General features: G+C 36.1%; 7 protein-coding genes. All 7 read right to left on the bottom strand.

What is annotated here, in order from left to right; all coding sequences use genetic code 11:
* Nucleotides 1-138: 138 nt before the first annotated feature.
* Entirely contained in the window at nt 139-2,277 is a 2,139-nt protein-coding gene (locus tag ACHRV3_RS07485) for a gliding motility protein RemB (protein ID WP_395433833.1), read from the bottom strand.
* Nucleotides 2,278-3,021, bottom strand: a complete 744-nt coding sequence (gene deoC / locus ACHRV3_RS07480) for a deoxyribose-phosphate aldolase (RefSeq protein ID WP_395433832.1) — start codon at nt 3,019-3,021, stop codon at nt 2,278-2,280.
* Between the two features lie 115 nt (nt 3,022-3,136).
* On the bottom strand, nt 3,137-3,520 hold the full coding sequence (locus tag ACHRV3_RS07475) for a VanZ family protein (protein ID WP_047773285.1): 384 nt from the start codon (nt 3,518-3,520) through the stop codon (nt 3,137-3,139).
* Nucleotides 3,513-3,893 (bottom strand): glycine cleavage system protein GcvH, encoded by a 381-nt coding sequence (gene gcvH, locus ACHRV3_RS07470; protein ID WP_047773117.1) that lies wholly within the window; start codon nt 3,891-3,893, stop codon nt 3,513-3,515. The genes ACHRV3_RS07475 and gcvH overlap by 8 nt, the downstream gene beginning before the upstream one ends.
* A gap of 86 nt (nt 3,894-3,979) precedes the next feature.
* A complete protein-coding gene (gene sprA / locus ACHRV3_RS07465) occupies nt 3,980-11,224 on the bottom strand; it encodes a cell surface protein SprA (RefSeq protein ID WP_395433831.1) in 7,245 nt (2,414 codons plus the stop codon).
* 24 nt (nt 11,225-11,248) lie between these two features.
* Nucleotides 11,249-11,830, bottom strand: a complete 582-nt coding sequence (gene ruvA, locus ACHRV3_RS07460) for a Holliday junction branch migration protein RuvA (protein ID WP_047773113.1) — start codon at nt 11,828-11,830, stop codon at nt 11,249-11,251.
* 66 nt (nt 11,831-11,896) lie between these two features.
* Entirely contained in the window at nt 11,897-14,188 is a 2,292-nt protein-coding gene (locus tag ACHRV3_RS07455; protein WP_047773111.1) for an NADP-dependent malic enzyme, read from the bottom strand.
* Between the last annotated feature and the right edge of the window lie 96 nt (nt 14,189-14,284).

The following is a 14,284-nucleotide window of genomic DNA, read 5'->3' as shown; positions in this document are numbered from 1 at the left end:
TTTTTTTGAGTGGTGCAAATGTACAAATTGATTATAGAATCAGAACCTATAAAATTATATTTTTTTCAATAAAACCTTTACAAAATAAGGTCTTGCAGATTTTTAACACAATCTTTTCGAAAAATCTTATTAAATATCCTAGTAATCAAAATACCAATTAAAGATATCAGAACGCAATCCGATCGTAAACCAGGTAGTACTTTGTTTAAATGTAGTTGCCGTTTCTTGTGTCGGATCAAAATTCCTGTAGATAAAACTTCCGAAGAATTTCAAATTTGTCATCGGGTTAATCAAATACCCTCCTTGAATATCGGCAATAAAAATACTGGTTTTATTACCTTGCCCTACTTTTACACCGGTGTCATACGGACGTTTTTCGTCGTAACTTTTATAAATATCACCACCGTAATTAAAACTGTCTGCCGTGGTATTAAAATCCAAACCACGTTTACCAGTTGTAAATTTCGCATCGGCAAAATAACGTCCTTTGTGATAACGTGCGATTGCTACTAATTCCTCAAAATTCCCTCCCCATTGGTGCCCCATACTCTGATTGTTATGACCGTAATTGGTAATAACGGCACTATGTGAATACACATACGGACGCACATGATTGTATTCGACCTGCAACAACAGATCCTTTACTTTGAAGGCATTAAAATACTTGGCTCCTATTTGGTACCCTATTTTGTTTTTCCAGCTGTTATCACCCCCTTTTATATCTCCGAATGAAAATTCATCGATTAAAAGCTGCGCATAAAAATTAAGTTCATTGTTCCATTTGTATTTTGCAGACATTCCCAAAAGCGCATTACCACTTTTTGATGATGATGTAAACTCGACTGTACGGTAAAAAATAATCGGATTGATAAAATTGACATCAAATCCTCTGTTGTTACTATCAGTCCAGACCACCGATTCGAAGAAACCTAAATTCAGCTTATTTGAAACGTTCCAGCTTAAATAATGATTCGCCATAAATTTTGTTGCATAGGTTTTTTCAACCGTAACATCGGGACGAACATCTTTTAGCCACATATAGGTATTGGTGTATTTTATCTTCCAGAAAGTAGTATTGATTTTAAAGTACGGATACGGACTTGGCCCGTCGCTTTCCAACAGCGAACGATAGCCGTCTCCGATAAAGTTTCTGCCATAACCCAATTGCAAATCAAAAAACTTACTTGGAGCAAACGTAATATTGGCTTCCGCTAAAGGGAAATCGTACGCGTCTGTTTTAAATCGTTTTGCAATTCCAACTCCGGGAATAATCGCAGGATTTCCTCCGGATGGCTTTATAGACTCTGCATAATCATTAAAATAACCTGCAAATCGGCCTTGGCTTTCAAAAATTGTAGTGGTAAAATTAATCTGTTTCCCTAAACCTCCTCTAAAATTCAAAGCACGAGTATTGACATAAGTCGAAGGATCAATATCTGAAGCCTTACCTACTTGTAAATCAAGAATAGGATTTAATGCCAACCAATAATCCTCGCCTTGAATTTGTACTAAATTCTCGTTCCAGAATTTTCTTCCTAACCAGGTCGTTGTTTTTTTCTGAAGCGATTCATTAACTGCTTTTAAGTTATAGTATTTTTTAACCTCATTATAGGTATAAGGTTTAGAAGCAGTGTGATTATTACTTCCAACCTGATTCATTGCTCCGTCAAATTGCGCATAATAACTGTGCGAAAACGGAATGTTTAAATGACTATCAAACTCGGGATTGTTGTATTTTTTATAGACAATACTGTCCAGTTCTGTCATTGGTTTTTCTACAGGTCTTAAAATCTCAGCCGCCGCCAAAGCTTCTGCTGCAATCTGATCCGCACTTTTTAACGGTATTCCAATCACAATGGTGTATTTTGAATAGGTCGGTTTTCCATTATAAGTAGAGGGTTTCACAATAGGAAACTTCCCAAAAACACGCTTTGCTTCTTGCGACAATGCCTCATTCAATGCATTTACATAAAGCACTTTAAACGCCCCTTTTTCATCCACTTCAAAAAGAACTCTTACTTCTCCTTTATACTCTGCTTGTTTTAAATCTTGAGGAACTTCAAAATTATGAAAGACAAAATCCTGCACTTCTTTGTAAAAACAATTTTCCAGTTTTTTAGATTGCAGGTTTTCACAATTAGGAAAAACAGGAAATTGCTCTGATGCAAAACCGGGAGTAATGGAAGAATTCGTATTTTCCTGCGAAAAAGCAAACAAGGCGGATAATGTAAAAACGAAGGTTAAAAAAATCTTGTTCACGTAGAATTGGGTTTTCATTTAATATTGATTTGAGGTATTTTCTCCATTGGCAATTGCTTTTGCCGCCGAAGTTCCGATGCGTTTAACTCCTAAACGAATCATTTCTATTGCTTCATCATACGATCGCACTCCACCGGCAGCTTTTACCGATAAAGGTGATGCATTTTCTAACATCATAATTATAGTTGGGACCGTAGCTCCGTTTGGCAAATCATTTTTGGTTTTAAAAAAACCGGTGGATGATTTCACAAAAACTGTAGTATAATTTTCTTCTTTAAAATTTGATATAACCACATTTTTAATCAAAGCCGAAAGCTGAATAATCTCCTTATCCGTCAAAGCGGCCACTTCAATAATCCATTTTACGGTTTTATTGTGCGCCAGTCCCACTTGTGTACCGATTAAAACCTCTTCCTTTATCAGCGCACTGTCACCATTTTTGAAAGCCTCGTAATTACATACAAAGTCCAAATCGTCAGCTCCGTTTGCTATTGCTTCGTTTGCTTCTTTAATTTTTGTTTCTAAATCTGATTTACCTTCCGGAAAATCGATAACAGTACCAACAAGCAAAGTCGAATTGGCTTTTAGAATCATTTCTTTAGCCAAACTTACATGCTCGGGACGAATCATAACAAGCTTAAACCCCTCCTCAATTGCTTCGGCAATCGTCTTTTTAACCACAGCAAGATTTGCTGCTTCAGAAAGTCCCGCTTGCGAAGCTGTTTTTAAGTAAGTAGAATCCAAATAGTACTTAACGTTCATGATATTAAGAATTATAATCGGGGACAAAAATACGTTTAAAATTCAGAAAAAAAACACTCTTGCCGTTCTTCATTTTTGGGCAATAAAAAACCCACCGAAGTGGGTCTTTATATTCTTATATTTTATCTATTTGCTTCTTTAAAGCTATTGCTGTAAATATTGCCGTCGTACTTCCAATTGTATTTGCTAAAACGTCTGCTACATCTGCCGCTCGGGTAGTCGTAAGAACACCTTGCAAAATTTCGATTGTAATTCCGAAGAAAACGGAGAAGATAAACGAAATCAGATAGGCTTTAAAATCATCTGTACTTTTTCCTTTTAATTCTTTTTTAAAAAACAAAATCCAGGAAATCGTAAATCCGAAATGAAAACAAAAATGCACTACTTTGTCAATGCTTGGAAAACTTACCGCAGGAATATTACTGGAATCCGTTAAACAGAAATAACTAATAATTCCGGAACAAATAATGGCCCAGCAAAGCAATATTTGTTTAGGCACCAATTAATTCTTTATAAGCTTCGTCACTTAACAATGAATCAATTTCTGATGCATCAGCAATTTTTATTTTGATCATCCATCCTGCTCCGTAAGGATCAGAATTTACCGTTTCAGGTGCACTTTCTAAACTATCATTAAAAGCAATAATTTCTCCAGTTAATGGTAAGAACAAATCAGAAACCGTTTTTACAGCTTCAACAGTTCCAAAAACCTCGTCTTTATCTAAGGTCTGATCTAAAGTTTCTACTTCAACGTACACGATATCACCTAACTCTTTTTGAGCGAAATGAGTAATTCCTACAGTTGCTACATCTCCTTCGATGCTAATCCATTCGTGATCTTTTGTGTACTTTAAATTTGTTGGTATGCTCATAATAGTTATGTTTGAAAATTGATATTTGAATATTTCAGCCACAAATGTAATAATCTTCTAATGAAATCTACTTTAGAAATTCAAAATTAATTTCCGAAATTGTATCGTAGTGTAAATCCGGATCGAATATTAGTTAATGGGAATGATGTTGAAATCACCGCTTTAGAAAACGAGTGGTCGTAATAAAATATAGCGGTTAAGTTTTTACTGAACGAATAATCTGCCGTTACTTTTACCGACCATATATTTTGTCCTGCGGCCAACTGATTGTTATCGTAATCTAAATAACGCACCAAAGTTTCGTTTTTACGCAAAGAGAAATCCGCTTTTATATTAATGTCGCTTTTAATAATTCCCGTTGGAGTATCGGCAAGTCTGGAAGAGAAAATAACATCTTTGAAACGGTACCCTAAACCAATTATATATTCCATTCCTTTTACCTCGGTCAATAAATTATTATCAAAACTCATGGACAATGCTCTGTCTTTTTTGATTTCCGTAAGTACTCTCAATGAACTTTTCAATTCAAAATCCACACGAATAAGCGGACTAAACTGCTCTACCAAATTGACATTTGACATCACGGTCTTATTGTAGAAATTGTAATTTACATCCAGTCCGTTTGATTGTGGCGGAGGGTTGTAGAAATCAAAATTAGATCTAAATTGATTAATAGTATAAGAAGCACGGTAATTGTGCTGTAGAGAAAAACGTTTAAATTTATCTTTAAAGTACTTATAGCGCATTAATCCATTGTACTTAACACTCCAGTTTGGAATTGGAAAACTTCTAAAAATATCGGTAGATACTCCCGAAGCATCTTTGCCGGAATAAGCCGCTAAGAATGATGGTAACAATACAGCCTGATTACTTTTCCCAAATCCTATAGGATATCCTTGATTTGAAGCATATATATCTCTTTTCTTTTTAAATGGATCGTCGGCTGTTGGATCTAACGGTGGCCCCGGAACATCACTAACATTATAACGTGGTATTTCATTTCCTGCCCCATAATAACCCTCAGCCAATCTGTTCGCAATTATCAAACGATTGTTTCTAAAATCATCAAAAGCGGCTGATTGAGTAGCATCACTTGTTGAAAAAGAAGTTCCAATCAATACCGTTGAAATCGAGAACATACCATAACTGTAACGTGATAAAGGATTATACATTCCGTTTTCACTTACACTATATTGCTCTGAGCTGTTTTGAGAATAAGCCCTGTCCATCGCCAAATCAATCTTTAAATCAGGGAACAAATCCACGTTAGCCGTTACTTTTAAAAGCGTATTGGTTACTTGTGTAAAACTCTGATTGAAGTCCTGATAGGTAGTAAGCCATCCACTTTTTGCCGCTTCATAACGTACATCATCCTGACTACCAAAAACAAATCCTAATGTTGGTCTTGAAGTTCCGAAGAAACCAACGCTTGGCGTATACCCGGGTAAAACTGTTCCGCTATTTTTAGTATAATTAACCTGAATGTTTTTTACGCTAGTCAGCACACCGATAAGTCCATCATAAAAAGGACTGCTACTCGAAACCTGTTTTGGTGTATTTACAATTTTCTCTCCCGGTTTTGGCGGTGCTGTCGTCTTAGGTTTTGCCGGTTTTCTACCGCCCGGCGTCAGACCAACATATTTATACAACATCCCCATATTAAAGGTTGTTGTCAACGTATTGGAGTTGGCATTCTGAATAGTATTTCCTAAATCATAAACCGATCCATCTGGTGCTTCATACTCAGAAAAGGCCGTTGAAGAACGTTGCCAGCTGTAATCTGCCGTATACGAATAACTTGCTTTTACAAAACTTAAAGCCGGAATTTTATTGATCGGAATCTCATAATTCAACACTAACTGTTGCATGTGCTGGTTTGGTGTTCCGATGTCCAAATAATCATCCCATATTGTAAAATCTTCTTTTGGCGAATTATCATCGTTTAGAAAATTTCTAACAATATTATTAGAGGCTGCCGTATAATTCAGTTTCAGTGATTTTGTCAAATTATATCCAAAACCATATTGATAATTGAAGGCAAAATTTCTTCTGTAAAGTGGTCTAAGTCCAATTCCTTCGACTTCAACTTCTCTAAATTGCTGACGATTACTTTGTCTTAAAATATTAGTATTGAAGGTAACATTTGAAGGCAGGTAATTGAAATTAATATCACTTAACATCTTCCAATAGTCGCTTTTTTTCATGAACTTGGTCTTCTTAAAAGGGACCACTTCTTTGGGTTGAAAAGTATAGGCATAATTTACCGCAGTACTCGATTGCTCGTCCTGAAACTCTTCAATTTCATAATCATGACGTTCGACCTGATTGTAGGATTGTGAAAATGTAAAATTCTCAACATCATACACATGTGGTTTCTGCTCCGGAGCTCTGTCTTTTCTAACACCAATAAAGTTAATACTTCTTCGTTTTGTATAATCAACAGCACGGGTTCTGATATTTTCTTTTTCAGCCTGATTCGTCGTTTCTCTTAACAACTGATCTAATTTTATATCCTGATTAAAAGGATCATATTCGGGCGTAATTACCTCTTCTCCGATCGCATAATTAAAAGGCAAATTGATTCCCCATTTAGGAGGCAATAACTTCCCTAAATTTAAATTAGTTACAATGTTGTACTGCTGTATGTCTTCTCTGTCTCTTTCATTTGCTCCTTGTTCAAGAGATCCAAAACCAATAGTACTTTTACGTCCGGTAGCCGAAACGGTAGCAAAATCAGCCATATTGGTATCGATGCTTAATACCGCTGCCATCCCTCCTTTATTCTCCAGATCCGCCATACGGAGTTCATTAAACCAGACTTCTCCTTTTATATCTTTATGATCCGCAGCACTTTTTACTCCGACCATTAAATTTCGAACCAAACCAAAATTTGGATTTCCTTTTATACCTAATCGCAGTTTACTATCTCCATCACCATCTGCTACAGTGGCATCATCATCGGGATAATAAACGCCATTAATATCTCTCTTATCTGAATTAATATCGAGTGGCATTGCTTTAATTTTTATACGGGTCAACAACTCCAGCGCCAAATCAATACTGTTTTCATCAAACCAGACATCTTCGGGGGTTACTGCACAAGAACCAGCCGGTCTTGTCACTTTTAAAGGAATTTCAACTTGATAATAGTTCTGCGTAAAGTCGTTACCAAAACGAAGAAATCCGATCATTTCACCATCTTCCAGCTCTCCATTAGGCAATGCTTCAGCATGCAAAAACATTTTTAGTTTTTTGTATTGACGCATGTCAACACTTACATTTTTAAAAACAGCTCTTGAATCCCTGAATTGCAATCCACCACCTGAAACACGTAAAGCCAGCGACTGTTCATTTTGATTGATAACCGTATTATTATTATACAACTGTTCTCTTCGTACTCCCGGAGGAATTACATAATTAACAGGGCATTTTGTAGCATTCTCCTGTACGTTGACTGCTAAAACATCAAAATCCGTATTATCATCCTCTGCGTTTGTGTCATTAGCATCTAATGTTCCTGTGTACCTTCTCCATTCTCCTCTTACCAAATCCAAGGCTCCAAAACGCACCGTCATTTCATCACTAAAACCAGTCATAAACATACGCATGAATCGAATCGATCTGAAATCGGTAATATTTCCTATTGTATTTTCAGGTTGAGATACCGGAATTTTAAACTGAATCCATCTTGCATTAGTCGTACTTCCATTAGGCAGATCAGCATTGCTCACCTCACGAATATCAGTAACGTAGTTTTGTCCTACCTGCATTCCGGGCTTAATATCAATACTATATTCATAATAAGCATTAATCGTATTCATGGTATTGTCACGATTGATATCTTCGACGTCAGGCAATGTTGTAGATCCACGATTTGGGTCATTGATACTAACAGGTGAATTCCCTTCAACACCATTATAATTTCTATAACGATCTTTAACTCCTCCTTCTCTGTTTAGATAGTAGGTATAATTATCTGCAGCCGGATCCGGTTCAGAAGCATAATTAGAATAAACCTCACTCTCTCTGGAATCCGGTAAACCATCTAAACCAACGTCCTGATTTCTGCGATTCCCTTCATTGGTATCGAAGGCATAAATTAAAGATTGCGATGCCGGAACTTCTCCCCAAAGTGCACGTGGTTTCACCATTAACTGATCTGGTCCTAACCCGTTTTCATATTGTTTTCTTCCGTCTTTTAATACATCTTCTGAAACTTCCCCTAAGTTAAAATAAATTTTTCCCGTATTATTGGCTGGCGACTGCCCCGTTCCTATATAAGGATCGAGTACCCAAAATTGGATGTACTCGACATTTCCTTGTTCAAAATTCGTTGAATTTATAGCACGCATTATACCTCCAAAATTGGAAGAAGCGGGAGCGGTATTAAAGTTCTGATTGTTATTATACGGACCTCTTTCAGACGGATAATAACTTAAATCCAGTGTATTAATAACCTGTATTTGCCCCTGGGCTATATCGGTATTTGGATACAACTCTCTACTGTAAATTCTTCTTGTTGTATTTAGCGACAAATCATCATTTGAAATACCGGATGGTTTCGACGAATAAAAAACAGGATCAATGGTATACCAGGATAATTTTGCTCTTTTAGACCCGTACTCTAAAGTACTTGAACTAGCCTTAAACTTATCATCCGCAATCAAATCTGATTTTACAAATGGTGTTGACGCTAAACTCCACGCATAAGCAGAGCGCATATCAATGGTAGATTGTGAACCCTCAAAATCATCTATATATATCGTAGCTTCTCCTTCAAAATCACTGGCTTTTGGAGCATCAGGTCTTAAAAAAGCAACTTCACCACGAATGGAAAGATTAGAAGGAACATCGGTATCAATATTAGGCAGTTTATTTACCAATCTGGTAAAGAAAGGAACTTCTGTTGCATAATTCCCGTTAAACCCAAAAATCGTGTTATTTACAGATTCCTGACCATAACTTGATTTTTGTGTAAAGGGTCTTTCTGTCATTTTTAAAAAAGTACCACCAACAACAAATTTGTCTGAAATTTTATGCTCCACATTCACCCCCATAAATCTTCTGGTTTGTTGTCCGAAAATAGAATTATTTTCTAACGAAACCTGAATCGGTGTGTTGGACGCCTGAAGTGAAGGGTCTAAAATCTGAACTCTTCCTAATTGATAATCGACACTGTAATCAATACCTTCAACCAAAACTCTACCGCCGGCTGTTACGACAACAGAACCTTGCGGCACATTAAAAGCTCCGATCGGAATACCGTTATTTCCTGTAGATTTGTATTTACCTCTTAATAAGAATTTATTTTTATCGGCATCCTGCAAAGCTCCGGATTGGGTATTTCTATACATGTTTCTAAACACGTATTTCTTTTGATTTAAGTTGTAAGTATCGGGACTATTATAATCTTCTCCCGCTGCACCTTTTAGTTTTTGAAACATCAGTTCTCCAAAAGGCTCTTTGGTTGTAAAAATAATTCGTCCGTTTTGTGCATCAACAGTAATCCCCGGTATATAATCAAAAAAACCATCTCCACCCTTCTGAGGGTCATTATTATAATTTAACTGATCAATATTAAAGACATTTAATAAAGGCGTTTTTGTCACATAATAATTCGCCGGATTTGGATTAACAGGATCATCATCCGGGAAATGAGTTCCCGTAACCGGACTAATATAATTTATAGGAGATGGGTCTGTATAAAGAATATTTAACCTGAAATCGTCTTGTTTGATCTGATAAGCCTGAGGGATCTGATAAACGTTTTTCATCATCAAATTCCAAACCGGATTTTTTACGTTTGTCAAACTGCTTTTCAGCATTTTCAAAATCAAACTCTGCGTAATAATGGTTTGATTCGGGGTATTATTTCCTGTCACTAAAGTACCATCAACACCATCACTACCAAATTCTCCTACACGATATACGACACCTCCAATAGTATATTCAAAAGCTACGGCCAAAATTTCATCATTTGCCAAACGCTGTTGCAAAGAAATATATCCTAATTGTGCATTAAAAGTATACTCATTCGTGGTTAATTTACGGGCATTTTCCAATACGGAGTAATCGGTTCCTTCGCTTACATCTACATTAAAACCTTTTCTTGCCGTTACAATTTCCCTAACGTTCTGATTCAAAAAACCACCGGTACCTATAGTCGCCGGATCGTATTTGTTATTTTTATTGTCACTTGGCGTACCGATTCCAGCCACAAAAAAGTTTGCTGTACTCCCTATCACTACCACTTCATTATCCGGAATTCCCTGAATTTGTGCTTCTCCTAAATCCTGAAGTGCGATAACATTACGCAAGTTATTATTGGTTGTACTTACTCTGTTTTGTTTATTGGTTACCCAAACTTCAAGTCTTGTGATCTGAGCACGACTGTCAATAAAGGGATACTTCTTTAAAGAGGCATCGTATTTATTTCTAAAGTATTGAGATAAAAAGAAGTGTCTGTCATTATCATAATCTAAAGCATACAAATCAAAATTCTGAACCGTACCGCCACCTTCTGCAACTATACTCTTGGTTTGTGACTTTTGTTCTGAGAAAACTCCGGTAATAGTTGTCTTCCCAAATTGCAGTTGTGCTTTTACCCCAAACAAACTTTGAGCTCCTCTGATTAAAGTACTATTCAGTGGCATGCTAACATTACCAACTTCAATTTTCTGAACAATATCATCCTCTGAAGGCGTATAAGCCAGTTTGAATAAGTTTTGAAAAGCAAATGTAGATTGGGTGTCGTAATTAGCGTTTACCTCTAATCTCGTTCCCACTTTACCCATTAAACTCATACTAATCCTCTGATCAAAGTCAAAGGTTAGATTGGATCGGTTTCTTGGAGAAAAAGAAGGATTGTCTTGTTTGGTATAGCGAATCCCAAGATCCATTTCAACTGATCCTGTGGGCTTTACATCAATTGTATTACTCCCAAAAATGCTTTCGAAAAGACTTGAATTAATATAATATCGGGGTAGTAAATCCTTTTTGGCGGCTTCACTTCCTGATTTTTTACCATCAATCGCATCCGATTTTTTTCTGAAATAATCTCTTCTGGATTCTTTCAAAACTAAAGCTTCGTACTCTTTTGGCGTTAAGACAATTGGATAATTAATAGAGAACCCATCTACCGATTTGGTATAAATGTAACGGTCTGTAATGGGATCATATTTATAAGCCGAAAGTATACTGGGTGGGTTTTCTAACTCTAATTTCCCAACAGAAAATTGAGTTTTAGTTGTATCTTGAACTGCTGGATTTACTTGCGCCCGCAAAACATTACCGCAAAATAAAACCAGTAAAAAAATACAAATTTTACGCATACAATTCGTTTATATAAATTGAGTTTATAAGCTTTTTAATGCTTTTTTAATGATCGTTTCGACAGTCGCCTCCGGATCTTCTTTTACGATTTTTTCGACTACTTTTTCTGAAGTTTTACGAACAAAACCTAAAACCTCCAAAGCAGATAACGCTTCATCACGGTTTGTATTGTTCTGAACCACTGAAACTTCGTCCAAATCGTACAATTTTAACACTTTTTCTTTTAAATCAAGTATAACTCTCTGTGCCGTTTTGTTTCCAATCCCTTTTATAGATTGTATCACTCCAACATCCCCAGAGGCAATGGCGTTTATAATTTGTTTTGGCTCTATTGAAGATAACATTGTTCTGGCAATATTAGCCCCTATCCCCGAAACGGATAATAACATTCTGAATATTTCTCGTTCTGATTTTTCTACAAAACCAAATAAAGTATGCGCATCTTCTTTGATTTGAAGATGCGTATACAATTTTATAAAATCAGCATTGGGAAGCAAAGAAAATGTGTGTAGGGATATATTAACATGATAACCCACTCCACCACAGTCAATTACGACTTCCGTGGGGTTTTTTTCTACTAATTTCCCTTGCAAATGTGCTATCATAGTATAATTTGTTATTGTCAAATATAATAAAAATAAGACAACATTAACAGTTCCTAACTATATATACTACTTAGCTAATTTATTTTTTTTACTTTCTTTTTCCTGAGCATCAATAACCGCAATTGCAGCCATATTAACCATTTCTTCAACACTTGCTCCTAATTGGAAAATGTGAACCGGTTTACCCAGACCCATCATAATCGGACCGATTGAATTTACTTTATACAATTCTTTTAACATTTTATAAGTAATATTCGCTGATTCTAAGTTTGGAAAAATTAAAGTGTTTACTTTTTTTCCTGCCAATTTAGAGAACGGGAATTTTTCTTTAAGCATTTCCGGATTCAAAGCAAAATCTGCCTGAATTTCTCCATCAACGATCATATCAGGGTAGTTCTTATGCAAATAAGCTACTGCTTCTCTTACTTTTGAAGCACTTTCGCTTGTAGAAGAACCAAAATTTGAAAAAGAAACCATTGCAATAACAGGCTCAACTCCAAACATCCTTGCCGTTTTAGCAGTCATCACAGCGATATTTACCATATCTTGAGCTGAAGGATTGATATTGATTGCGGTATCTGATAAAAACATTGGTCCACGAGAAGTCAACATCATGTTTGCTGTTGCTACTAATGAAGCTCCTTGTGCTTTTTCTACCAATTGTAACATCGGTTTTACCACACTTGGATAACTTCTTGAATATCCGGTAACCAAAGCATCAGCTTCACCTTCATTCACCATCATCGCTGCAAAGTAGTTTCTCTCACGCATGAATTTCTGAGCGTCAAGCAATGAAATACCTCTTCTTTCTCTTGTTGTCCAATACGAATTAGCAAATCTGTTTCTTCTTGCTTCCTCTTCTGGAGTTTTAGGATCAATGATCTCAAGTTCAGCATCAAAACCTAATTCTTCTTTAAGTTCTAAGATTGATTCTTTGTTTCCTAACAAAATAGGGAAACCAATACCATCTTCATAAACAATTTGAGCTGCTTTTAAAACATTTAACTGATCTGCCTCTGCAAAAACAATTCTTTTTGGGTTTAATTTAGCACGGTTTGTAATCAAACGTACCATTTTATTATCATTCCCCATTCTTTCCAAAAGCACCTCTTCATAAGCTGCCCAGTCTGTAATAGGATTTTTTGCAACACCGGATTCCATTGCTGCTTTTGCAACCGCCGGTGCTACTACTGTAATCAATCTAGGGTCAAATGGCTTAGGAATGATATATTCTGTACCGAAACCTAATTTTGTTGCTCCGTATGCCACATTTACTTGCTCCGGAACTGGTTCTTTTGCTAATAAAGCCAATGCTTTAACAGCTGCCATTTTCATAGCCTCATTAATTTTAGTAGCTCTAACATCTAAAGCTCCTCTAAAAATATAAGGAAAACCTAAAACGTTGTTTACCTGATTAGGAAAATCCGAACGCCCTGTAGCCATAATAACATCTTTACGCGTCTCAACCGCTAAAGTATAACTAATCTCAGGATTTGGATTTGCCATGGCAAAAACGATAGGATTATCAGCCATAGTCAACAACATTTCTGCTGACATGATATCGCCTGAAGATAATCCTAAGAAAATATCTGCTCCTTTTAAAGCTTCTGCTAAATCGATTGGAGCGATATCAACAGCATATTTTAGTTGTAAGCTTGATAAAGAAGGATTGTCTTTTGTTAAAAGTCCTTTACTATTAAACATTAAGATATTCTCTACTTTTACTCCTAACAAAACATATAAATCAGCACATGCCAATGCAGCCGAACCTGCACCGGAAACTACCATTTTTACATCTTCTGCTTTTTTTCCTGCCAATTCAAGTGCATTGATCAATGCAGCAGACGAAATAATTGCCGTACCATGTTGATCATCGTGCATTACAGGAATATCCAATTCTTCTACCAATCTTCTTTCGATTTCAAAAGACTCTGGTGCTTTGATATCTTCCAAATTGATTCCTCCGAAAGTTGGAGCAATATTTTTTACGGTCTGAATAAATTCTTCCACATCTTTTGTTCCGATTTCAATATCAAAAACGTCAATGTCAGAGAATATTTTAAACAACAAACCTTTTCCTTCCATAACTGGTTTAGAAGCTTCCGGACCAATGTCCCCAAGTCCTAAAACGGCTGTACCGTTTGAAATTACAGCAACTAAATTTCCTTTTGCTGTGTATTTGTATACGTCGTCAACATTTTTTGCAATTTCTAAACATGGCTCAGCAACACCTGGTGAGTATGCCAAAGATAGATCTCTTTGAGTTGCATATTTTTTTGTTGGAACTACTTGAATTTTTCCGGGAGTCGGCTTCGAATGATATAATAACGCCTCTTCTCTTTTACTGTCTTTATTCATTGTTTTTAGCTTTTATTCTAGCTTACAAAGATATAAGTCTTCGCTTAAAATGGCATGTTTTTGTTGCTTTCTTTTGTTAAAATAACGTTTTCGTAA

Source organism: Flavobacterium sp. FlaQc-49 (assembly GCF_044005985.1).
GTDB lineage: Bacteria > Bacteroidota > Bacteroidia > Flavobacteriales > Flavobacteriaceae > Flavobacterium > Flavobacterium cupriresistens.
This window is presented reverse-complemented; position numbering and strand designations above follow the sequence as displayed.

What these genes read in the sequence shown, in the direction of transcription:
- ACHRV3_RS07455 (WP_047773111.1), bottom strand. Translation starts at nt 14,188, where the DNA reads ATGAATAAAGACAGTAAAAGAGAAGAGGCGTTATTATATCATTCGAAG.
- gcvH (WP_047773117.1), bottom strand. Translation starts at nt 3,893, where the DNA reads ATGAGCATACCAACAAATTTAAAGTACACAAAAGATCACGAATGGATT.
- ruvA (WP_047773113.1), bottom strand. Translation starts at nt 11,830, where the DNA reads ATGATAGCACATTTGCAAGGGAAATTAGTAGAAAAAAACCCCACGGAA.
- ACHRV3_RS07485 (WP_395433833.1), bottom strand. Translation starts at nt 2,277, where the DNA reads ATGAAAACCCAATTCTACGTGAACAAGATTTTTTTAACCTTCGTTTTT.
- sprA (WP_395433831.1), bottom strand. Translation starts at nt 11,224, where the DNA reads ATGCGTAAAATTTGTATTTTTTTACTGGTTTTATTTTGCGGTAATGTT.
- deoC (WP_395433832.1), bottom strand. Translation starts at nt 3,021, where the DNA reads ATGAACGTTAAGTACTATTTGGATTCTACTTACTTAAAAACAGCTTCG.